The sequence below is a fragment of the Chryseobacterium echinoideorum genome, from assembly GCF_007474535.1.
GTDB classification, from domain to species: domain Bacteria; phylum Bacteroidota; class Bacteroidia; order Flavobacteriales; family Weeksellaceae; genus Chryseobacterium; species Chryseobacterium echinoideorum.
This window is the reverse complement of the sequence record NZ_VKNW01000008.1, coordinates 1-21790: the sequence shown is the minus strand read 5'-3', so window position 1 is coordinate 21790 and position 21790 is coordinate 1. Positions and strand designations below refer to the sequence as shown.

The 21790-nt window shown below is 34.5% G+C and carries 22 protein-coding genes; 5 read left to right on the top strand and 17 right to left on the bottom strand.

Annotation, left to right across the window (positions count from 1 at the left end):
- Positions 1–47: 47 nt before the first annotated feature.
- Complete coding sequence (locus FOL89_RS11205) at positions 48–956, bottom strand: DUF808 family protein (RefSeq protein ID WP_144282889.1); 909 nt, start codon at positions 954–956, stop codon at positions 48–50.
- 137 nt (positions 957–1093) lie between these two features.
- Between FOL89_RS11205 and FOL89_RS11200 the strand changes: the two genes are divergently transcribed.
- Entirely contained in the window at positions 1094–1981 is an 888-nt protein-coding gene (locus FOL89_RS11200) for an alpha/beta fold hydrolase (protein ID WP_228444909.1), read from the top strand.
- A gap of 29 nt (positions 1982–2010) precedes the next feature.
- Here the strand turns inward: FOL89_RS11200 and FOL89_RS11195 are convergent, their stop codons facing one another.
- The 8 genes from FOL89_RS11195 to FOL89_RS11160 all read right to left on the bottom strand — a co-directional run bounded on the left by FOL89_RS11195 (position 2011) and on the right by FOL89_RS11160 (position 8794).
- Positions 2011–2727: a DedA family protein gene (locus tag FOL89_RS11195; protein WP_144282887.1), complete on the bottom strand. Its 717-nt coding sequence runs from the start codon at positions 2725–2727 to the stop codon at positions 2011–2013.
- A gap of 86 nt (positions 2728–2813) precedes the next feature.
- Positions 2814–3926 (bottom strand): peptide chain release factor 2, encoded by a 1113-nt coding sequence (gene prfB / locus FOL89_RS11190; protein WP_144282886.1) that lies wholly within the window; start codon positions 3924–3926, stop codon positions 2814–2816.
- Between the two features lie 179 nt (positions 3927–4105).
- Positions 4106–5677 (bottom strand): ribonuclease Y, encoded by a 1572-nt coding sequence (gene rny / locus FOL89_RS11185; protein WP_144282885.1) that lies wholly within the window; start codon positions 5675–5677, stop codon positions 4106–4108.
- Between the two features lie 300 nt (positions 5678–5977).
- On the bottom strand, positions 5978–6265 hold the full coding sequence (locus FOL89_RS11180) for a cell division protein ZapA (protein WP_144282884.1): 288 nt from the start codon (positions 6263–6265) through the stop codon (positions 5978–5980).
- Entirely contained in the window at positions 6265–6567 is a 303-nt protein-coding gene (locus tag FOL89_RS11175; protein WP_144282883.1) for a hypothetical protein, read from the bottom strand. The genes FOL89_RS11180 and FOL89_RS11175 overlap by 1 nt, the downstream gene beginning before the upstream one ends.
- A gap of 136 nt (positions 6568–6703) precedes the next feature.
- On the bottom strand, positions 6704–7486 hold the full coding sequence (gene porT / locus FOL89_RS11170; RefSeq protein ID WP_143883373.1) for a type IX secretion/gliding motility protein PorT/SprT: 783 nt from the start codon (positions 7484–7486) through the stop codon (positions 6704–6706).
- A gap of 3 nt (positions 7487–7489) precedes the next feature.
- The gene (gene ubiE / locus FOL89_RS11165) at positions 7490–8221 is read right to left on the bottom strand and encodes a bifunctional demethylmenaquinone methyltransferase/2-methoxy-6-polyprenyl-1,4-benzoquinol methylase UbiE (protein ID WP_144282882.1); all 732 of its coding nucleotides are present in this window, start codon (positions 8219–8221) and stop codon (positions 7490–7492) included.
- Between the two features lie 3 nt (positions 8222–8224).
- Positions 8225–8794: a hypothetical protein gene (locus tag FOL89_RS11160; RefSeq protein WP_144282881.1), complete on the bottom strand. Its 570-nt coding sequence runs from the start codon at positions 8792–8794 to the stop codon at positions 8225–8227.
- A 100-nt stretch (positions 8795–8894) separates the two neighbouring features.
- Here FOL89_RS11160 and FOL89_RS11155 point away from each other — a divergent pair, with 100 nt between their 5' ends.
- The gene (locus FOL89_RS11155) at positions 8895–9962 is read left to right on the top strand and encodes a 3-oxoacyl-ACP synthase III family protein (RefSeq protein WP_144282880.1); all 1068 of its coding nucleotides are present in this window, start codon (positions 8895–8897) and stop codon (positions 9960–9962) included.
- A 75-nt stretch (positions 9963–10037) separates the two neighbouring features.
- The gene (locus tag FOL89_RS11150; protein ID WP_228444900.1) at positions 10038–11393 is read left to right on the top strand and encodes a metallophosphoesterase; all 1356 of its coding nucleotides are present in this window, start codon (positions 10038–10040) and stop codon (positions 11391–11393) included.
- A gap of 68 nt (positions 11394–11461) precedes the next feature.
- Here FOL89_RS11150 and FOL89_RS11145 read toward each other — a convergent pair whose 3' ends face one another.
- From FOL89_RS11145 to dnaA, 4 genes are all read right to left on the bottom strand, one after another.
- A complete protein-coding gene (locus FOL89_RS11145; RefSeq protein WP_144282879.1) occupies positions 11462–11839 on the bottom strand; it encodes a hypothetical protein in 378 nt (125 codons plus the stop codon).
- Between the two features lie 72 nt (positions 11840–11911).
- On the bottom strand, positions 11912–12610 hold the full coding sequence (locus tag FOL89_RS11140; RefSeq protein ID WP_144282878.1) for an SAM-dependent methyltransferase: 699 nt from the start codon (positions 12608–12610) through the stop codon (positions 11912–11914).
- 26 nt (positions 12611–12636) lie between these two features.
- Positions 12637–13092, bottom strand: coding sequence for a low molecular weight protein-tyrosine-phosphatase (locus tag FOL89_RS11135; protein WP_144282877.1), 456 nt, complete (start codon positions 13090–13092; stop codon positions 12637–12639).
- A gap of 95 nt (positions 13093–13187) precedes the next feature.
- A complete protein-coding gene (gene dnaA / locus FOL89_RS11130) occupies positions 13188–14642 on the bottom strand; it encodes a chromosomal replication initiator protein DnaA (RefSeq protein ID WP_144282876.1) in 1455 nt (484 codons plus the stop codon).
- A 136-nt stretch (positions 14643–14778) separates the two neighbouring features.
- On the opposite strand from dnaA, the gene FOL89_RS11125 reads away from it, so the two are divergent.
- Positions 14779–15189, top strand: coding sequence for an acyl-CoA thioesterase (locus FOL89_RS11125; protein WP_144282875.1), 411 nt, complete (start codon positions 14779–14781; stop codon positions 15187–15189).
- Between the two features lie 283 nt (positions 15190–15472).
- The gene (locus FOL89_RS11120; protein WP_144282874.1) at positions 15473–15910 is read left to right on the top strand and encodes a hypothetical protein; all 438 of its coding nucleotides are present in this window, start codon (positions 15473–15475) and stop codon (positions 15908–15910) included.
- Between the two features lie 40 nt (positions 15911–15950).
- On the opposite strand, the gene FOL89_RS11115 is transcribed toward FOL89_RS11120, so the two are convergent.
- Genes FOL89_RS11115 through FOL89_RS11100 form a run of 4 tightly spaced genes read right to left on the bottom strand, consistent with a single transcriptional unit; the run spans position 15951 to position 21585 of the window.
- Positions 15951–16604, bottom strand: coding sequence for a rhomboid family intramembrane serine protease (locus tag FOL89_RS11115; RefSeq protein WP_144282873.1), 654 nt, complete (start codon positions 16602–16604; stop codon positions 15951–15953).
- Positions 16605–16607: 3 nt separating this feature from the next.
- A complete protein-coding gene (locus FOL89_RS11110; RefSeq protein WP_394344717.1) occupies positions 16608–19193 on the bottom strand; it encodes a DNA gyrase/topoisomerase IV subunit A in 2586 nt (861 codons plus the stop codon).
- Between the two features lie 3 nt (positions 19194–19196).
- On the bottom strand, positions 19197–19679 hold the full coding sequence (locus FOL89_RS11105; RefSeq protein WP_144282872.1) for a hypothetical protein: 483 nt from the start codon (positions 19677–19679) through the stop codon (positions 19197–19199).
- Between the two features lie 22 nt (positions 19680–19701).
- Entirely contained in the window at positions 19702–21585 is a 1884-nt protein-coding gene (locus tag FOL89_RS11100; protein ID WP_144282871.1) for a DNA topoisomerase IV subunit B, read from the bottom strand.
- Between the last annotated feature and the right edge of the window lie 205 nt (positions 21586–21790).

The window sequence follows — 21790 nt, the reverse complement described above, 5'->3', positions numbered from 1 at the left end:
ATCCTCTTACCAAAAGGAAAGAGGATGATATATTTAAAAGAAAAAAATTATGCTTTTTTAGTTGCCAGCAAATATATTTTTTTTCCTGTTAAGATAATCAATAAAGCAATCAAGCCACCCGTCAAACCAAAAAGAACTTGCTTGAGCATTTCATTCCAAGTTGGCAATGCGTGATGCAGATAATCAATATTATGATCGAAAATTCCTCCTGCAACCAAAATCAAAGCGATTGTACCAATTACTCCCAAAGCTTTAATAACCCATGGAAGCGCTTTTACAAGCAAATGTCCTAATTTTCCCAACAAACCTTTATCATTACTTTTTTTGATCAATTTAAAACCTGCGTCGTCCATCCTCACAATTAATGCTACAATACCATAAACTCCTATTGTTGCAATAATAGAAACTATAGAAACAGTGAAAATTTCTACAAGGAATGGATCAAATTGTGATTTTAGACTGTCATATCCGTCTTTCGCTGCTGCTAAGGCAATAATTACAATCTCAAGAGAGAGAATAAAATCTGTGGTAACGGCAGATTTTACCTTAGTTTTTTCAGCAACTTCTCCATCTTCTATAATATCATCAGATTCTTCAATTACTTCATGCCCTTTTTTCTTCTTATGAAATAAAAACTCTATAATTTTTTCAACACCTTCATACGCCAGATAAAATCCGCCAATAATTAAAATAATTTTAATTGCAGGCGAATACAGCCATTCCAGAAGAAAAACAAAAGGAACAATAATGAGTTTATTAATAAAGGAACCTTTCATAATTTTCAGTAACACAGGAATTTCTCTGGATGAAAGAAAACCTGTGGCTTTCTCTGCGTTCACCGCCAGATCATCACCCAATATCCCCGCTGTTTTTTGGGTTGCAATTTTACTTGTAACCGCTACATCATCCATTAAAGCAGCAATATCATCCAAAATCGCAAAAAAACCTGATGCCATATTTTAATAAAATTTTAATCTTTGTTAAGTGATGCAAAAGTATATATTTTTCGGTACATAAATATATGTCATGATAGATTTATTTTACTGGTAACTATTTTACAGATTACTAAAATTCACTTTAAAAGCTTCAAGAGATTTATATTTCTTCTTACCTTTACTTTATGAAAAAACTGATTCTGAAGTACCCTATTTTTGTTTTAGGATTGATTGGTTTTATTCTCAATTCTTGTAATACAAAATTTCGGGTTTGGGTGGGAAACGATAGTCAGAAAATTTATAATTTGAAATACGGCGAACATAAACGCCATAAAATGGATATATTTTTACCGGCAGAATATCCGAGAGATGCTCCGGTAGTGCTTCTTGTACATGGCGGTGCATGGAAATACGGAAGAAAAGAACATATGATTAAAATTCAGAAACTTCTTTTTGAAAACAACATTCCGAGCATCAATATAAATTACAGGCTGGTTTCAAAAAAAATTACTTATCAGCAACAGCTGGAAGATATACAGTCTGCTATTGAAAAATTTAATTCCCTTTCCGAAAAAGCTGAGCTTACTCCAAATAATTATATAATTCTTGGTGAAAGTGCAGGTGGACACCTCGCTCTGCTTTACGGATATAAAAATTCCGACAAAATAAAAAAAATCATCTCACTCAGCAGTCCAACAGATTTTTATACAAGCGAATATTTTAATTCTTTTTATTCACGGTACACCTCCGGAACCATACAAAAAATGGTGGGAGCAAAATTTAACCGGAAAAATCTCCCGGAAGAATTTAAAGCAGCCAGTCCGATTGCAAATATCAGCAATGTTCCTACACTATTATTTCAGGGGAATCAGGATTTCCTGGTGAATTACAGACAAGGCTTAGCATTGGATTCTGCACTTACCGAAAAAAACATTCCGCATCAATTGGTCTTTATGGATAAAACGGGACACGCTCCAAGGTTCTTTAACCGAAAAAAAAGGGATACCATCATATATCCAGCAATTTTGGAATGGATAAAAAAATAACCTGCAAATGCAGGCTATTCATTTTATAATTAATCTTCTTTATCAATTAACTCATCCAGTCTTTCATCTTCCAGTTTAGGATCTCCTTTCGGTGCTCCAAAAACAAACTTCAAAATTACCGGAACTGTGGTAATTAATACAATTACGATGATGATAAATTCAAGCTTATCTTTTAAATCTATTCCAAACTGAGCTCTGAACAGCTCATTAAGATAATGCCCTGCAAAAATCAAAAGAAATGACCATAAGATACCTCCTATTACATTATCTCTTACAAACTGCTTTCTATCCATCTTTACAATTCCCGCAACAATCGGCATGAAAGTTCTTACAACCGGTAAAAACCTCGCCATGATAATTGCTAAAGCTCCGTTTTTCTCAAAAAAATCATGTGCCTGATACAAATATTTTTTCTTAAAAAGCATTGTATCTTTCTTGTTATACAAAGCAGGTCCGGTTTTGCGTCCGAACCAATATCCTACCTGATTCCCGACAATAGCAGCAATTGCAACTGCCGTTGCCAGTAGTGTAGTATCTAAAAAATCACTACCAGTAGAACCAAAAGTCTCACTGATGATTTCTACTGCATAAATTCCTGAAACAAAAAGCAGCGAGTCTCCCGGAAGGAAAAACCCTACAAATAAGCCTGTTTCTGCAAAAACAATAAATAAAATCAGCCAAAACCCTCCCATCTTAATGTAGAGTTCGGGGTTTAATAAATCTTTCCAGCTATTGATATCTTCCATATGTAATGATAAGTAGCAAAAATAAGCTTAATCCTCTTGAAAAGGAAATATATTAGCATATTTTAACGAAAATTCTTGTATGATATTTATAAGTCTAAATCATCATCTGAAACTGCTGTTCCGTCTGCCATTAAAAATGCTTTCAGAAACGGAGTCAGGTTACCGTTCATCACTGCATCTACATCTGAAGTTTCATATCCTGAGCGAACGTCTTTTACCAATTTGTAAGGGTGCATCACATAATTTCTGATCTGGCTTCCCCACTCTATTTTCATTTTGTTGGCTTCTATTTCATTTCTGGCTTTCATTCTTTCTTCGAGTTCCATTTCGTATAATCTGGATCGAAGCAACTGCATCGCTTTTTCTTTATTCTGAAGCTGAGAACGTGACTCGGAGTTTTCAATAATAATTCCTGTTGGGGCGTGACGAAGACGAACCGCTGTTTCTACTTTGTTTACGTTCTGTCCTCCTGCACCAGAACTTCGCATGGTTTCAAAAGAAATATCTGCAGGATTAATGTTAATTTCTATTGTATCGTCTACCAAAGGATAAACGTATACAGAAACAAAACTCGTGTGACGTTTGGCATTGGAATCAAACGGAGAAATTCTTACTAAACGATGGACTCCGTTTTCTCCACGCAGGTATCCGAAGGCAAATTCACCTTCTATTTCAAGCGTCACCGTTTTCACTCCGGCAACATCCCCTTCCTGAAAGTTGAGTTCACGAATTTTATAGCCTTGTTTTTCTGCCCACATTGTATACATCCTCATCAGCATTGAAGCCCAATCACAGCTCTCTGTCCCTCCCGCTCCAGCTGTAATTTGCAGAACTGCAGAAAGCTCATCTCCTTCGTTAGAAAGCATATTTTTAAACTCTAAATCTTCTATTTTTTCTAAAAGTTTGGGGAAAGTTTCATCCAACTCATTTTCAGAATCAGGATCTTCTTTAGCAAATTCCACCAAAACCTGTAGATCTTCAAACTGCGTATTGATTTCTTCATAATCTTCTACCCACTTTTTCTTAGAGCGGAGCTGCTTCAGGAAAGCTTCAGCAGTCTTTGGATTATCCCAGAATTCCGGAGCAGCTGTTTTTTCGTCATCATTTGAGATTTCTATCTTTTTTTTGTCAATCTGGAGATACCTGTGAAGGTCTTCAATTCTTGACTGTACTTCTTTTATCTGGTCATTATTGATCACGATTCTAAAAATTTTTGCAAAAATACGGATAAATTTAAGAGTGAAATGAGTAACTACAAAGTATCATTTGTAATTTTCATCACAAAATTTGTTAAATCCATAATTGAATTATTATTTAATTTTTAAACAAAAATCCTTTCAAATTTCTCTGAAAGGATTTTTTTATGAAAGAGCAAAAATTATCTTGCAATATTTACTGCCCTTGTTTCTCTTATAACTGTTACTTTTACCTGTCCAGGGTACGTCAGTTCATTTTGGATTTTTTCTGAAATATCATACGACAACTGAGAAGCAACCTCATCATTTACTTTCCCGCTTTCCACCATCACTCTCAGTTCTCTACCTGCCTGAATTGCGTAAGCCGAAGAAACTCCTTCAAAACTTAATGCTGCAGATTCCAGATCTTTTAATCTTTGGATATAAGATTCTAAAACCTGACGTCTTGCTCCGGGTCTTGCTCCGGAAATAGCATCCGCAACCTGTATAATTGGTGATAATAACGATGTCATTTCCACTTCGTCGTGGTGAGCTCCTATTGCATTCACAACTTCCGCATTCTCACCAAACTTCTCAGCCCATTGCATTCCTAAAAGTGCATGTGGAAGTTCAGATTCCTGCTCTGGAACTTTTCCGATATCGTGCAAAAGACCTGCTCTTTTTGCGAGTTTTACATTCAACCCTAATTCAGCAGCCATTGTTGCTGCAATATTGGCAACCTCTCTTGAATGCTGTAATAAGTTTTGTCCGTACGAAGAACGATATTTCATACGTCCTACAATTTTCACTAGCTCAGGATGCAACCCGTGAATACCTAAGTCTATAATTGTTCTTTTACCCACTTCAATAATTTCCTCTTCAATCTGCTTTCTCGTTTTCTCTACAACCTCCTCAATTCTTGCAGGGTGAATTCTCCCGTCTGTCACCAGTCTGTGGAGAGAGAGTCTTGCAATCTCTCTTCTTACAGGATCAAAACACGATAAAAGAATAGCTTCCGGTGTATCATCAACAATGATCTCAACTCCTGTTACAGACTCCAAAGCACGGATGTTTCTACCTTCTCTACCAATAATTCTTCCTTTTACTTCATCAGATTCAATATTAAAAACAGAAACTGAGTTTTCGATTGCCTGCTCTGTCCCGATTCTCTGAATAGTCTGAATAACGATTTTTCTTGCCTCACTTTTTGCATTTAACTGAGCTTCTTCCATGATACTCTGAACATGTGCCTGAGCTCTGGTTTTGGCTTCGGCTCTCATTGTTTCTACAAGCTCTGCTTTGGCTTCTTCTGCTGTATAATTGGAAATTTTCTCCAGCATTTCCACTTTTTTGGCAGTTGCGGAATCCAGATCATGCTGTTTTTTTTCTAAAACCTCATTCTTTTTTACATAGTCTGCAATCTGTCTGTCTAGATCTTTTTCAAGTTTCCCTGTTTTGCTTAGTTCATCATTCAGCTTATTTTCCTTGTCTTTGATTCTCTTTTCTGCCTCCTGCATTTTCTTTTCTCTGACCTGAATATCTGCATCATGCTGAGATTTCAGCTCCAAAAACTTCTCTTTTGCCTGAAGGTGCTTTTCTTTTTTTATGGATTCTGCCTGTACTGTGGCTTTTTCCAATAAGTTATCTGCATTTTTCTTTGCATCGTCTATGATAAATTTTGCCTTGGTATTGAGCGAACTTTTAGAGAAAAACATCCCTACTGCGGCTCCTATTACCAGACAAATAACGCTTATAATAATAGCGGTTGCTGTCATAATATATATTGAGTTTTAATTGTCTTACTATCTATTTTAATATTAAAAAGTGATAATGAAAATTTTATTATATTAATTTAATAAAATTTCACTATATCTTTTAATAATTCATAAAAAAAACCTACAGCAATCCAGTGATTTAGAGTAAACTCCTAATCAACACGATTTGAACTGATTTCCACTGTCTGTAATCCGGACGAACCGGCGCGCCATTCAATGGACATTTGTTCGGTAATTGTTTAGCGTTGAGTTTACCTTTAATGTGTTAGAATTACTGTAGGCAGATTTTCGGGAAAATTATTATTTTCCGAATTCTTCCAGCGACTGATTAATGCTTATTAGTCTCTCGGTGGAAGATTTTATATTTTTTTCATGATTCAGAGCAACAACTTCTGCATTGGTTCCCAGTTTGAGGGCACACATTGCCAAAGCATCCTGTTTATCTCTTACATCAAAATTCTGTTCAAAATCTTTAATCATATTTTCAATTTGCTTCCCCACTTTACGCAAAGTTTCTTCCTCGGCTGCGGGTACATTCAGAGGGTATATTCTTCCTGCAATATTGATGGTTATTCTCCTTACCTCCATTATAATCCGCTGTTTTGAAGCTGTGCAATACAAAAGTCTACTTCTTTTACCAATCTGTTGATATGGTTTTTCATGAGTCTGTTGTGCTCAGGATTACCTGATATTGCTGAATACAATTTTATATTTTTCTGTTCTTCTGCTAAAACCTGATTTTTTTTTCTTTCCTCCTCATATTTTTTCTTCAACTCTTGATGCTCGGTGGTAAGATCAGAAAATTTATCAGACAGACTTTGATAACTTTTTTGAAGATTCAAAATCTTTTTTTCCAGTTCTGAAAATTGAGTTTCTAATTCTTGAAGCATTTCAGGCTTTTATTCTAACTAATAGCAAAAATAGGAAAATATTACCATCAACAAAAATAAATGTCTCTATATTTTGACAAAAACAAAAAACGGAGATGCCATGCAACTCCGTTTTGTATTAATTTTTTGTTATTTTTTATTCAAATTTCAGTACAAACATAATTGCTCTTGTCTGTAAAGTAGAAATTGCCGCAGACCAGTAAGGTGGTGTCGTAGGATTATCCGCCACCATTTCGTTATTCATAAAGAAAGTTCCTCTGATCGCAGGAGTCAGTTTAAATTTATTAAAATAAAACTGAATACCCATTTCTGCCGACCAAGCAAAGTTATGAGTCGTAGATCTGAAAGTCTGCTGCAAATTATCGTCCTGAGAGTCTGAGTTTGACTGCAAATTCACAATATAATTTACACCGGCGGCAACATAAGGTCTTGAGTTATACCATCTGTCACCATGAAACTCCAAAAGAACAGGAACGTCTACCAATGTAGATTTAATATCTCTTATTCTGTCTTTATCCTGAAGAGCAATAGGAATAAACGGAGCATTAGTCAAACTTCCGTCTCTATAAATATCATTGGTCTGAGTATTAAAAGTCAATTGTCTCTGGGCAAACTGTAATCCCGGCTCCAATCTTACGTCCAGATAATCATTTAACCTGAATTTCGCAATTAGACCTGCCCCAAAACTGTAGCTTTCTGTAGATTTAACCAAATTATGGTTCTCAAACATTCCGTATCTGGGATCAAGAACAATGCGGTAGTCTAGCCTGTTTCCGTTCAAATAAAAACCCCAGCTGAATGTCTGCTGGTCAAAATCTTCCAGCTTGTCCATCCTGTTACGGGTTCTAAATTGAGCATCTGCAAAAATTGCAATATTTACTGAGGCTAAAACCAGAGCTTTTAATAGAAATTTATTCATAGGTTATTTTGTTGCTTTATAAATTGTGGCTATACCTAAACTTAGCTTTTTATATTCTACATTTTTAAATCCTGTGTCTATAAGAATTTGTTTCATTTTTTCTCCGTACGGAAAAGCATTTACAGAATCAGGAAGGTAGGTATACGCCCTGTTATCTTTAGACACCAATCTGCCGATTGCCGGCAATATATTTTTAAAATAAAACATATAAAAAGGTGCTAAAAAACCTTCTACTTTAGAAAACTCAAGAATGTATACGCTTTTATTTTCTTTTACCACTCTTCTTAACTCTGCCAAACCTTTGGTAAGGTTTTCAAAATTTCTCACCCCAAAGGCTACGGAAACTGCATCAAATCTATTATCTTCAAAAGGTAAATTTTCCGCATCTCCTTTTTGCATGGAAATTTTGCCGTCTAAATTAAGTTTTTTTATTTTAATAACGCCAACATTTAACATTTGTTGCGATAAATCTAATCCTACAACTTTTGCATCCGTTCCTTTTTCTACAGCGATAGCCAAATCTCCGGTTCCTGTAGCTACATCCAAAACTTCTTTCGGATTATCCTGCTTCATCCATTTTACCAGAACATTTCTCCACAGCACATCTACTTTCATAGACAAAACATGGTTGAGCAAATCATATTTAGGAGCAATATTGTCGAACATATCCTCTACCTGACTTTTTTTGCTGGAGTCAGAATTGTAGGGCGTAACTTGTGTAGTATCTTTTGTCAAAACTTAAAACTTATAATATTCTTTGTAATAATTGAGATAATCCTGCTTACGGAAAATCTTGGATCTGGACTCTACTTTCTGAATATTCTTAATCAGCTGATCATAATCTTCATCAATATTGTAATAAAAATCTTCTGTGTACAGCTTATTAAAATGCTTTGCCCCTCCAAAATAAGGTTTCCCGTCTATAATGGTTTTATCCAATGCCAAAAGTAATGAATCTTTTTTAAGATTGTAGCCATAATATTGATCATTGATATAATAATCTTTGTGAGCAATATTAATAAGCCCGCGAACTTTGTTTACATCAAAGGCAGAATCATAAAGCATTTTTTTGTTCTGATCAAACACTACAATGGAGTTTTTACCTTTCTGTAAATCTACCTGAACGTACTGACCACCGGAAATAATATTTTCTTTACCGTTATTTATTTTGAAGTAATAAGTATCGGGAGTAGGATTATCTACAAGGTAATAATTTTTTTTTGCCAAAAAGAAATAATAGATCGCAAAAGCACCTATAAATACTAGAATTGCAATGAGTAAGCCTTTTAATGAAGGATTGTTTTTCATAGATTGTTTGAAACAATTTTTGCAAATTTAATAATATTTTTAATTCTTTCTTGTTAATATTAATTATTAACTTTGCATCTTTAAAAAATTATACAAACGAATGCCGAATACAATCATTATAGGTTCCGGATCTTATCTTCCAAACAGCATTATCGGGAGAGATTTTTTCTTAGATTCTGAGTTCTATACAGAAGACGGGCTGAAGATTGACAAGCCTGTAGAAGAAACCATTTCGAAATTTGTAGAAATTACGGAAATAGAAAACAGAAGATTTATAGAAGATGACCTTTCTAATTCAAAAATCGGATATGAAGCCTCTAAAATAGCTTTGGAAGATGCAAATATTGATGGTGAAGATTTGGATTATATCATTTATGCAAGCAACTTTGGGGAAGTAAGTGTAAGTGGGGCAACTAACTTTATGCCTAATATGGCAGCAAGAGTAAAAAATCATTTAGGAATAAAAAACAGAAAATGCATCACTTATGATATGATTTTCGGTTGTCCGGGATGGGTTGAATCTATGATATTGGCAGATCAGCTAATCAAAGCAAAAGCGGCAAAAACAATTTTGGTGGTTGGCTCCGAAACATTAAGCCGTGTGACAGATCCCTATGACCGAAACAAAATGATTTTTGCAGACGGAGCAGGCGCTGTTGTTGTACAGGCTACGGAACAGGAAAATGTAGGAATTATCACCCATAATACGATCTGTGACAATGGTCCGGAGCTTGATTATCTCAGAAACGGATGTTCTTTGAATAAAGATTTCAATGACGGAAGAGTATATATCAGAATGATGGGAAGAAAAATTTATGAGTACGCTCTGAAAAACGTTCCGCCTGCGATAAAGGAAACTATTGATGACGCACAGCTTTCTATTACTGATATTGATAAAATTCTTATTCATCAGGCTAATGCAAAAATGGATTACGCAATGATCGAAAGACTTCATAAGCTTTATGATATAAAAAACTATGATCATTCTATTTCTCCAATGACGATTCAGGAGTTTGGTAATTCTTCGGTTGCAACTATTCCTACCATGTTTGATTTGATAATTAAAGGTAAAATGGATGGTCATTCGTTTAAAGAAAAAGGTAACATTGTAATGGCTTCTGTAGGTGCAGGGATGAACATTAATGCTATCGTTTATAAATTTCCTTAGAATATTATTTATTAATAAAAAATAAATCGGCACAAAGGAAATTTTTCTTTTGTGCTTTTTTATAGAATTTATTGTATGCAAAAAAACTTTTTGATTATTACCGGAATTTTTATTCTTCTGGAAATCTACGTTTATCAGGCAATCAGAACATTAACCGATCATTCATGGATTAGATGGAGCTATATTCTCCTCTACCTCATGGTTTATGGACTTTTCACTTATGAAATTCTGAATTTCCAGAGAAGCGACCGCGATGCAACGAGAGCGCATATTATCAGTATTTTGTTTCTGGTATTTATAATACCAAAAATACTGATCATCATAGGTTTATTTTTTGAAGATGTTTATAGAATTCCAGTCGAATTTTACAGAAATATTACTAATGATAATATTTCAATATTACAGTTAGGATTTTTATTTGTCTATTTATTATTTCTTTTTTTTGCACCAATATCTGTAAAAAACAAATCTACAATTACCTTTATACTTCTGGTAATCCTAGGTTTATATTATCGTAAAGAATTGTTTGTAAATGAAAGACCATACTTACCTGAGCGTCGAAAATTTATTTCTTTAATAACATTATCTTCTGCATCGATACTTTCACTATTATTTATTGATGGAGCCTTATTTGGAAAATACCGCCACAAGGTGCGAAAAGTAAGAGTAAAAATCGCAAATCTTCCAAAAAGTTTTAAAGGTTATAAAATCATCCAGATTTCGGATGTTCACAGCGGAAGTTTTTCAGACCCGGATAAACTGAAACATGCGATTGATTTAATCAACGAGCAGAAGCCTGATCTTGTTTTATTTACAGGAGATATGGTAAATAATGTTGCTGAAGAATTTAAACCTTTTATTGAGCTATTTTCAAAAATTGCGGCGAAAGACGGTAAGTTTTCTGTTTTGGGAAATCATGATTATGGCGATTACGTTACCTGGAAATCTCTTGACGAAAAGAAAAACAACCTTCAGACCCTTATTGATTACCAGAAAGAGGCAGGATTTGATATGCTGCGAAATGAACATAGAATCATTGATAAAAATGGCGAAAAGCTTTATATTTTGGGTGTTGAAAACTGGGGATTAAAACCATTCCCACAATTTGGGAAACTTGAAGAAGCTTTAGAAAATATTCCTGTTGAAGCCGCCAAAATATTAATGAGTCACGATCCTACGCATTTTGATTTTGTCGTAAAAAAACATCCTGTAGACATCCATTTAACACTTTCGGGACATACTCATGGGATGCAGTTTGGTTTAGATTTAAAAAATATAAAATGGTCTCCTGTACAATATCGCTATCCGAAATGGGCAGATTTGTACGAAAGCGAAGGCAAACTGCTATATGTGAACAGAGGTTTCGGAGTCTTGGGTTATCCCGGAAGAGTGGGTGTTTTACCCGAAATCACTTTATTGGAATTATCTTAAAAGTATATAAAAATTAAAAAATCCAGACCTTCTTGAGAGATCTGGATTTTTTAATTTTTTTAACTTATTTAAGCATTGAAATGACTTTTCACAGTTTCCAAAACCTCTTCATCTGACATTTGCTGAGCTGTATCTAGTGTTATATTCAAATTCTTGAATTGTGCGGTATCATGCAAATAATGCTTAAATTCTTCCTGAATATTTCCCGGTCCGGTAATATATACTTCTTCTGAATTTATAAGAAGGTGTTCAATCTCTTTAAAAAATTTAGCTTTATTAGTCTGTTCTGCATTATTTGCAGCATTCTCGCTTGAATTACCATGCTGGATAATTGCTTCAACGGGGCTGCACAAAAAGAACTTAAAAGCACATTGTGCATCGTGATTTTTTACAACTGTAGCTTTGTGGCTATCCATCCAAATTCCTGCTAATCTTTTTTCTGACATAATATTTTATTTTTTTGGTTATGAAAGATAGAAGACAATAATGATGCAAATTCATTGTTAATGGCTGTTAAATTATTTCCCTATTACAAAAACAGTGGGGATTTTGTGGAGTTCTGGCTTATGTCTTTGCCACTCTTTAATGGTCTTTGTTTTAATAAATTCATTTTCCGGATCATTAATGTTAGATGCGATACAAAGTTTCATATTGGGTGAAAGAAATCTGACCAAATCTTCCAAAAGTTGATTGTTACGATAAGGAGTTTCCATAAAAATCTGTGAATAACCCGTCTTCTGAACGGAATTTTCCAAGTGGAGAATCTGTTTTTTCTTTTCACCTTTATCAATAGGAAGATAGCCATTAAAAGTGAATTCTTGTCCGTTAAATCCACTGGATATCAATGCTAAAATAATAGACGAAGGTCCTGAAATAGGAATTACCCTGATATTTTTCTCATGACACCATTTTACCATCAAATTTCCAGGATCTGCAATACACGGAAGTCCGGCTTCTGAAAGCAGTCCGAAATCCTGCCCTTGCAACATCAGCTGTTGTGCTTCTTTAATATCTGCATTTTCTGTGTATTTATCTAAAAGAAAAAGCTTGAGATCTGCCTGTTTTTTTTCGGGAGCAAAAAATTTAACTACTTTCCTCGCTGTTTTTTCATTTTCCACGAAAAAGTAATCGGTCTGCATGATATATTCTTTGATGACCGGTGCAAAATGATTGACAGAGGTATTTTCTGAAAGATATGCGGGAATTAGAAATAACATAATTTAAACGTAGGATAATATTAAGACTAAGAGTATGAGAGTTTTTTCGAGATGATTTCACAGGCTTCGTCAATCTGATTAAAAACCTTTTCAAAACCTTCTGCTTCGCTCCAATAGGGATCAGGAACTTCATCAGGATATTGTTTCAGGTTTAAGCCATCCATTAATAAACTGACTTTATTTTTCTGCTCTTCATTTTTTACCATAGAAAGCACATCCTGAAGATTTTTTTTATCCATACAATAGATTTTATCGTAATAATCCAAATCATCCGGCTGAATAGGTCTTGAACATTGGGTTGAAATATCAATGCCGTTCTTAGAGGCGATTTCAACAGATCTTTTATCTGGATTACTTCCTTCATGCATATTGATTGTTCCTGCGGAGTGCACTTCAAAAGTATCAGGAAGTTTAGACTTCAAAATTCCCTCGGCAAGCGGACTTCTGCATATATTCCCAAGGCAGACCATTAAAATTTTCATCGAAAAAAAATTTATTAATAAATAATTGAAACACAAAACTAAATAAAAAATGGAGAATAAGCCTATCCTCCATTTTTTATATTTTGTAAAAACAATCAGCTTTTTATCTTTTCAGTAAGCTCTTTTACGTATTTTTTGACTTCTTTATCAATTTTAGAAACGTCTTTAATGGTTTCACAGGCATACATTACAGTAGAATGATCTTTACCTCCCATTTCTTCACCAATTTTGGTGAATGTTGCATTGGTAAATTCTTTTGCAAAATACATTGCCAATTGTCTTGGAAGAGCGATTTCTCGTTTTCTCGTTTTGGATAATAGTTGCTCTCTCTTAATTCCGAAATAATCACAAACCACTTCCTGAATGTAAGGAATATTGATAATTTTCTTCTGATTGGCAGCAATTTTATTAATCGTTTCCTTTAAAAGTTCTAAACTAAGGTCAGATTTGTAAATAGTAGAATACGCAATCACAGAATTGATAACGCCGATCAGTTCTCTTACATTGGTCTTAGCTTCCGAAGCAAGAAAATCCAGCATATCTTCCGTAAGCACAATTCCGTCACGGCTCAGTTTATCTTCGATAATTTTCTTTCTTGTTTCAAGATCCGGAGATTTTATTTCCGCAGAAAGTCCCCATTTGAATCGGGAAACAATTCTGTCCTGAATATCCATAATGTCAACAGGAGCCTTATCTGATGTAAGAATAATCTGTTTGCCGTTCTGGTGGAGATAATCAAAAATGTGGAAGAAACTATCCTGTGTTGCAGATTTCCCCGAAAGAAACTGAATATCATCAATAATCAAAACATCTACCATCTGATAAAAGTTGGCAAACTCTGTCTGCTTATGAGCTTTTGCTGCTGAAATAAACTGCTGTATAAATTTCTCTGAAGAAAGATAAAGCACCACCTTGTCCGGAAACTGACTTTTTACTTCCAGTCCTACAGCCTGACCTAAGTGGGTTTTCCCTACTCCATAGCCTCCATATAAAAACAATGGATTGAAAGCTGTTGCTCCAGGTCTTTTTGCAATTGATCTTGCCACGGTAGCTGCAAATTTGTTACTCTCACCTTCCACATAATTATCAAAAGAAAAATCAGCTTTCAGATTAGAATCAATATTTACTTTTTTGATTCCCGGAACGACAAAAGGATTGACAATATTTGACGAAAAACCTTGAGGCATGGTCTCCTGAACCTTTGGCGTAGGAACAGATTTCCCCTTCATATTCATAGTGACAGGCTTTTCCTGACCTGTCGGTTTGTTTTCCATTACAGAATACCAAAGTTTCACTCCTTTGCCAATGTTTTTCTTCAGGGCAGCAGAAAGCAATGACAGATAATTATCTTCAATATATTCTTTATAGAAATCGCTCGGAACCATCAACGTAAGATTATTTTCAACCAATGAAATCGGCTGAACTTTGTCGAACAGTAAATCAAACGATTTTTCAAGCTTTTTAAGATCAGAATTGTCTTCGGCTGCGTTAAGATTATCCCGCATAAACTGAAGGCATTTCTGCCAAACCATCATTAAATTTTCATCCATATTTTATGCCCTGATTTATACTATGATTATTTGTTTTTAGAAGGAAGACAAAGGTCTAATTTTTTATTTTCAAAAAAAAATATTTCTCATATTGATTATTTAAAAATATATTTGTATGAATAATTAAAGGCTTAAGATGATACACTCAATACACTCACTACGAGTGCGTTACGCAGAAACAGACCCTATGAAATATGTATATTACGGAAACTATGCAACTTACTTCGAACTTGGGCGGGTAGAGCTTTTCCGAACCATAGGAATCTCCTATGATGAAATTGAAAAACAGGGAATCTGGCTTCCGGTTTCAGATTACAAAATTAAGTATTTAAAACCAGCATTATACGATCAGAAATTGGAAATTCATACCTATTTGAAAAAAATTCCGGGAGTAAGGATCGAATTTGAATATGAAATTTACAATGAGGAAAAAATAAAAATTACGGAAGCATCTACTACCCTTTTCTTTCTGAATGCCGAAAACAGCAAAATCATCAAATGCCCCGACTTTCTTATGAAGCTCATTGAAAAGAACTGGAAAGAGTGATTAGTGTGAATTACTATTGTAGAACTTTGCGTTTATGATATATAACCAATAAATCGTATCACCACCTTACAATATTCTGACTTATTGTATTGAATTTCTATTCAGCATTTTAAGAATCTGGTGAAAACACTCATTGAGAAAGAGAAAAAGAAGAAACATGGATATGATTAAATATCAATAAAACAGGCTATTTTTTTGTTATTTTTAAATTATTCATTTTTTTTGATGACATTTTGCAAAAAATAACTATATTTATCAAGTTTTTAACAGTTATTTATTTACTATGAAAAAAATTCTATATTCTATCCTCATTTGTGCATCTGCTACAGTTTTTGCACAAAAAAACTCTAATGTAAAATTTGCTATTTCCAATAATGCGGTAGGTACGGTTGCCATGTTTGATGCACACAAAGAATACGTACAAAGCGTTAATGTGTTTAAAACAAAAGCAAACATTCCTCAAAGTTTGAAAAAATTTGATTATTTAGCCGACAATGGTTTGGCTGAAGTAAAATTTAAAAAAGATATGGGAACTCTGGACATGATGTCTCTTGCTATGTACAATTCGCAACACGGTATTCCGGAAAGTACACCTGTAATCATTGAAGGCTATGAATTTAAAGACACCAATACGATGATTTTTGCAGATATGATTGCTTCTACAAAAGTAGATATGATCAACGGCAAAAAAGTTTTAGTGATTACTACTGTTAGAAAATAATTCAGAAAAAAATCTACAATAAAAAGAATCGGTTAGAAAACTAACCGATTCTTTTCTTTATAAATATTTCGTAAGCTAAATAAATCAGCGGAAGAGACATGATTCCTATAAATAACGAATTCTGAATTGCACTTTCTGGCTGAATGATAATTGCATACAGCAATCCAAAAAAAGCTCCTCCAAGATGGGCTGCATGACCGATATTATCATTCATTCGAGGATTGAGCATCATATAAACTGAATAACTAAAATATAACAATCCAAAGATAAAACCAGGAATAGGAATGGGTATAAAGAAAAAATAAATTCCTATTTGAGGAGCCAATGCAATTGCAGAAAATAAAACTCCAGAAACACCGCCACTCGCTCCAATTGCCGAATACCATGATTGTTTCTGATAAATAAACAAAGAAAAAACATTACCCAAAAGTATCGCTCCAAAATAAATCAAGATAAATCCTAAGCTTCCAAAACCCTGTAAGATCACAGGTCCGAAAAAATACAACGTCATCATGTTAAACAAAAGATGCATAAAATCTGCATGTAAAAAACCTGATGAAAGCAACCTTACATACTCTTTTCTATACATAATTGCGCCTACATTAAACTTATATTTCTCAAAATTACTGCTCCCATTGGGAACCATGAATGTTATAACAGCTGTGATTGCAATAATTAATATAATAATATTCATTTTTTAGTTTTCTTGATTACTACCCGTTTCAAACAAGTCTCCGATTGTTCCGCCTTCATCATCTGACGAAGATCCGAAATCAGGTTCTTCATATATTTCCGGCTCCTCCTCTACCGGTTCAGGAATAGTAATATTAATATTTTTTACTTTAAATTTGGTGAATTGATTTCCAATAGCTCTTATTCCTTTTACAGAAATAAATTCGTCGATATTCACCGTTTCCGGCTCACGCTCTTTTCCTTTATCTTTTGCAAAAATAATTTCTGCGGTTGCATTATCAGATACAATAATTCGTTCTATAAAAGATTTTGGATGTTCAGATGGCATAAAAGTCTGAACACTCGTTGTGTTTTCCAGTAAAAAGCGTTTGATAAAATAAATATCTTTCTCACCGTCATAATAAATACAGGTAATAGCTTGCTGCGGCTTCCACTTTTCCAGCACTATATATTCATCATCAAAACGATTGCCGAGATCAAAGGTAACCAGTTTGGCTTCTCCCTGAGAATTAATGGTAAGAATTTTATCATCTCCTTTGAAATTCCCAAGAAAACTTCCTCTTGTATCAGCATTCAGCCTTCGTACCGTATCGTCAAACCAAATCTTTCGTGGAGCCAAAGTAGAAACACCTTCTTCTTTCAGATCAACTTTTTTTATAGAATATTTGGTTACCAGATTTCCTTTAGAATCACGACCTTTGATTGCCAGTTCCGAAAAATCAATTTCCATTTTATTTTTTCTGATTCGCGGGTTAGGTTTCAGAAGAACAGTAACAACCTCAGCTTCACCATTCGGATTTGCTGAAAAATACAGCATTTCAGAACCTTTTTTGTCTGAAGCCAAAGGGTAATCTGTATTTCTAGTAACACCTGTTACAGAAAATCTTTTCATATAATACGGTCCTTCCCTGCCTTCACGATAGATCATATTATACACAGTTCTTTTATCATTTTTCTTCCAGATTGCCACATGTTGAATATCTTTTCCGATAAAAGTTTTGGCTTCAACTTTTACTACTTTCATACTTCCGTCTTTTCTGAAAGTAATAATATCGTCAATATCCGAACAGTCAAAAAGATATTTGTCTTTTTTAAGTGAGGTTCCGATAAAACCTTCCTCGAAATTGGCGTAGAATTTCTCATTAGCAACCGCTACTTTTGTGGCATCAATGGTATCAAAAATTCTAAGCTCAGTTTTTCTCTCTTTTCCTTTACCGTATTTTTTCTGAATATTTGTATAATAATCTATTGCATAAGCCACTAAATTTGCCAGATTAAATCTTACCTGATCAATTTTGCCTTCTAAAGCTGCAATATTCTCTTTAAATTTATCCAAATCAAATCTGGAAATTCTTTTGATTCTGATTTCCGTCAATCGCAGAATATCTTCCTGTGTTACTTCTCTTAAAAGGTGAGCTGTATGTGGCTTAAGACCTTCTTCAATTGTTTTGAGAACGTCTTCCCAGCTTTTTACTTCTTCAATGTCGTGATAAATTCTGTTTTCAATAAAAATTCTTTCCAGAGATGAAAAATGCCAGTTTTCCTGAAGCTCGTGAAGTTCTATCTCAAGTTCTTTTTTCAACAAAGAAACTGTGTGATCTGTATTCATTTTAAGAATTTCAGACACACTCATAAACATAGGTTTATCACCTACAATCACACATGCATTCGGCGAAATGGTAACCTGACAATCTGTAAATGCATATAAAGCATCAATTGTTTTGTCTGGCGAAACATCATTATGAAGATGAATAAGGATTTCTACCTTATCCGAAGTATTATCTTCGATTTTTTTGATCTTAATTTTACCTTTTTCATTGGCTTTCAGAATAGAATCTATGAGATCGCCGGTATTTTTGGAAAAAGGAAGCTCCGTAATCATTAAAGTATGCTTGTCAACCTGAGAAATTCTGGCTCTTGCTCTTACTTTTCCGCCTCTTGCGCCGTCGTTATATTCAGAAACATCAAGATAACCGGCTGTGAGAAAATCCGGGAAAACCTCAAATTTCTTTCCTTTCAGGTAAGCTACTGAAGCATTGATCAGTTCGTTAAAGTTATGCGGCAGAATTTTTGTGGAAAGACCGACTCCGATTCCCTCAACACCTTGTGCCAACAGCAAAGGAAACTTTACGGGTAAATCTACAGGCTCATTGTTTCTTCCGTCATAAGATTTAGACCAAATGGTTGTTTTAGGATTAAAAACTACTTCCAACGCAAAAGGAGTAAGTCTGGCTTCAATATATCTTGCAGCTGCGGCAGAATCTCCTGTATATATATTTCCCCAGTTTCCCTGAGTATCAATCAGAAGTTCTCTCTGCCCGATTCCTACCATCGCATCCGTAATAGAAGCATCACCATGAGGATGATACTTCATTGTATTCCCTACAATATTGGCAACTTTGTTATAACGACCATCCTCCAGTTCCCGCATAGAATGCATGATTCTTCGCTGAACAGGCTTAAAACCATCATAAACAGATGGAATTGCCCTGTCTAAAATTACGTAAGATGCATAATCCAGAAACCAGTCTTTATACAGTCCTGAAACTTTTTTTAAGCTTTCGCCTTCGTGAGCGTTTTCTTCTATCATTATCTATTCTTGATGTCTTTTCTCCTCATTGGCTTTCACCACTTTGTTGAGAGAAACTTTTAAATCACTTATTTCTTTTCTGGTTAAATATGAAATTTCATATTTTAAAGTCGTACTGCCACTATTTTTACTTGATACCGTAACATACAACCGCTTAATGAAAAATATAACAACAATCTCAAATTTTATCAGTTTATATTTGGGAAACTCATCACTCAATTGTTTATGTATAAACGGAACGATATTTCTATTTTTAAAGTGTAAAGCCTCACCGTCACTGTCATATTCAAAAATCTGGCGTCCCACGAGATGGAAAATAATCAACAATGACAGCGGTAGTGCAATCAATGCGTAACTTATATTTCCTAAAATATCAAATTTCAGCTCATTGAAAATGAAGCCGATAATTCCCGCTGAAAATAATATTAATAATAATGTATTGAAAAAATTATAAACAGGTACTTTCTTTTTGTTGCTAAGCCTCATTCTATTTGTGTTTTTATGCTTTCTAAATTTCTATTTCATTCAAAATTTCCTTTTTATCAATATCAGGATCTTCTACCACCAGATTTTCAAGAATAAAAACCTGCCTATCCGGAGTGTTTTTACCCATATAAAATTCAAGAAGCTGCTCAATGGTCTGATCTTTCCCGATTACTACCGGCTCAAGACGAATATCTTTTCCGATAAAATGTTTAAATTCATCAGGGGAAATTTCTCCCAAACCTTTGAACCGTGTGATTTCAGGGTTTTTGCCTAATTCATTTAACGCTTTTATTCTTTCCTGCTCTGTGTAGCAATATCTTGTTTCTTTTTTATTTCTAACCCTGAACAATGGTGTCTGAAGGATGTATAAATGTCCGTTTTTAATTACATCAGGAAAAAACTGAAGGAAGAATGTAATCATCAAAAGTCTGATGTGCATGCCGTCCACATCGGCATCAGTGGCTATAATTACCTGATTGTAGCGCAGATCTTCAAGACTTTCTTCAATATTCAAAGCAGCCTGAAGCAAGTTGAACTCTTCGTTTTCGTACACCACTTTTTTGGTTAAGCCATAACAGTTCAGCGGTTTCCCTTTTAGTGAAAATACAGCCTGGGTTTCCACGTCTCTCGATTTTGTAATAGATCCTGAAGCAGAATCTCCCTCGGTGATAAATATTTGCGTTTCTGCTTTTCTTTCTGCTTTCTGGTCATTGTAATGCTGTCTGCAGTCGCGAAGTTTTTTATTGTGCAGCGAAACTTTTTTGGCTCTTTCTCTTGCTAATTTCTGAATTCCGGAAAGCTCTTTTCTTTCTCTTTCAGAAATTAAAATTTTTCTCTGAATTGCTTCTGCAATTTCAGGATTTTTATGTAAAAAATTATCTAATTTGTTTTTAAGAAAATCAATGATAAAAGTACGAACCGTTGGACCATTTGGTCCGATATCATTTGAGCCAAGTTTGGTTTTGGTCTGAGATTCAAAAACGGGCTCTTCAACATTAATAGAAACGGCAGCAACAATTGATTTTCTTACATCCGAAGCATCAAAATTTTTGTTGAAAAATTCTCGTATTGTTTTTACGAAAGCTTCACGGAACGCATTCAGATGAGTTCCTCCCTGTGTAGTATTTTGTCCGTTAACGAAAGAAAAATAAGTTTCCGTCTGAGATTTATCGGTATGGGTAATCGCTACCTCAATATCATTGTCTTTCAAATGAATAATCGGATAAAGCGTCTCATTCTCAAGTTCCTCATCAAGCAAGTCTTTAAGACCGTTTTCTGAGAAAAAAGTTTCCCCGTTAAAAATAATTTTCAGTCCTGGATTCAGGTATGCATAATTGCGGAGCATTCTTTCGATATACTCTTTTCTAAATTTGTAATGAAGAAAAATTTCCGCATCCGGAGTAAAAGAGATTTCGGTTCCGTTTCTGTCTGAAGTTTCTTTTTCCGGAAATTCTTCCGTAATTAAACCTCGGGAAAATTCCGCAACTTTCATTTTTCCGTCCCGGAAAGATCGTACACGAAAATAATCTGACAAGGCATTCACGGCTTTTGTACCCACTCCATTCAGACCAACCGATTTTTTGAAAGCTTTACTGTCATATTTACCTCCGGTATTCATTTTTGAAACCGCATCTACAACTTTTCCCAACGGAATACCCCGACCAAAATCACGAATCAGGACTTTTCCTTCATCTACTTTGATCTCAATTCTTTTTCCTGCTTTCATTCTGAACTCATCAATTGAATTATCCAGAATTTCTTTCAGCAAAATATAGATCCCATCATCAGCAGAAGATCCGTCACCAAGCTTCCCAATATACATACCGGGACGCAAACGGATGTGTTCCTGCCAATCCAGGGTTCTGATATTTTCTTCGGAATAGTTGGGCTGTAAATCTTGTGACATATATAAATTCAGTAAACAGACAAAAATACAAAATTTAACAAAAAAACACAGCAATTAGACACATAATTTATGATTGTATTTATTTCTCTTCAATTCAATAAAAAGCCGAAGAATATATTAACCTGAGTTCGGTTTAAGCAAAGTTTAAAAATAGTTGACCGTCATTTACCTTTTTCAAGTTGAGTGACGGTTTCTTTGGAAAGAA

Bases quoted from the DNA above. Each gene is read 5' to 3' on its own strand.
- FOL89_RS11125 (WP_144282875.1), top strand. From the start codon at position 14,779: ATGATACACTCAATACACTCACTACGAGTGCGTTACGCAGAAACAGAC.
- porT (WP_143883373.1), bottom strand. From the start codon at position 7,486: ATGAATAAATTTCTATTAAAAGCTCTGGTTTTAGCCTCAGTAAATATT.
- dnaA (WP_144282876.1), bottom strand. From the start codon at position 14,642: ATGGATGAAAATTTAATGATGGTTTGGCAGAAATGCCTTCAGTTTATG.
- rny (WP_144282885.1), bottom strand. From the start codon at position 5,677: ATGACAGCAACCGCTATTATTATAAGCGTTATTTGTCTGGTAATAGGA.
- FOL89_RS11100 (WP_144282871.1), bottom strand. From the start codon at position 21,585: ATGTCACAAGATTTACAGCCCAACTATTCCGAAGAAAATATCAGAACC.
- FOL89_RS11195 (WP_144282887.1), bottom strand. From the start codon at position 2,727: ATGGAAGATATCAATAGCTGGAAAGATTTATTAAACCCCGAACTCTAC.
- FOL89_RS11115 (WP_144282873.1), bottom strand. From the start codon at position 16,604: ATGAATATTATTATATTAATTATTGCAATCACAGCTGTTATAACATTC.
- FOL89_RS11160 (WP_144282881.1), bottom strand. From the start codon at position 8,794: ATGAAAAACAATCCTTCATTAAAAGGCTTACTCATTGCAATTCTAGTA.
- FOL89_RS11180 (WP_144282884.1), bottom strand. From the start codon at position 6,265: ATGGAGGTAAGGAGAATAACCATCAATATTGCAGGAAGAATATACCCT.
- FOL89_RS11105 (WP_144282872.1), bottom strand. From the start codon at position 19,679: ATGAGGCTTAGCAACAAAAAGAAAGTACCTGTTTATAATTTTTTCAAT.
- FOL89_RS11135 (WP_144282877.1), bottom strand. From the start codon at position 13,092: ATGAAAATTTTAATGGTCTGCCTTGGGAATATATGCAGAAGTCCGCTT.
- FOL89_RS11140 (WP_144282878.1), bottom strand. From the start codon at position 12,610: ATGTTATTTCTAATTCCCGCATATCTTTCAGAAAATACCTCTGTCAAT.
- FOL89_RS11145 (WP_144282879.1), bottom strand. From the start codon at position 11,839: ATGTCAGAAAAAAGATTAGCAGGAATTTGGATGGATAGCCACAAAGCT.
- FOL89_RS11110 (WP_394344717.1), bottom strand. From the start codon at position 19,193: ATGATAGAAGAAAACGCTCACGAAGGCGAAAGCTTAAAAAAAGTTTCA.
- FOL89_RS11175 (WP_144282883.1), bottom strand. From the start codon at position 6,567: ATGCTTCAAGAATTAGAAACTCAATTTTCAGAACTGGAAAAAAAGATT.
- FOL89_RS11150 (WP_228444900.1), top strand. From the start codon at position 10,038: ATGCAAAAAAACTTTTTGATTATTACCGGAATTTTTATTCTTCTGGAA.
- FOL89_RS11155 (WP_144282880.1), top strand. From the start codon at position 8,895: ATGCCGAATACAATCATTATAGGTTCCGGATCTTATCTTCCAAACAGC.
- FOL89_RS11205 (WP_144282889.1), bottom strand. From the start codon at position 956: ATGGCATCAGGTTTTTTTGCGATTTTGGATGATATTGCTGCTTTAATG.
- FOL89_RS11120 (WP_144282874.1), top strand. From the start codon at position 15,473: ATGAAAAAAATTCTATATTCTATCCTCATTTGTGCATCTGCTACAGTT.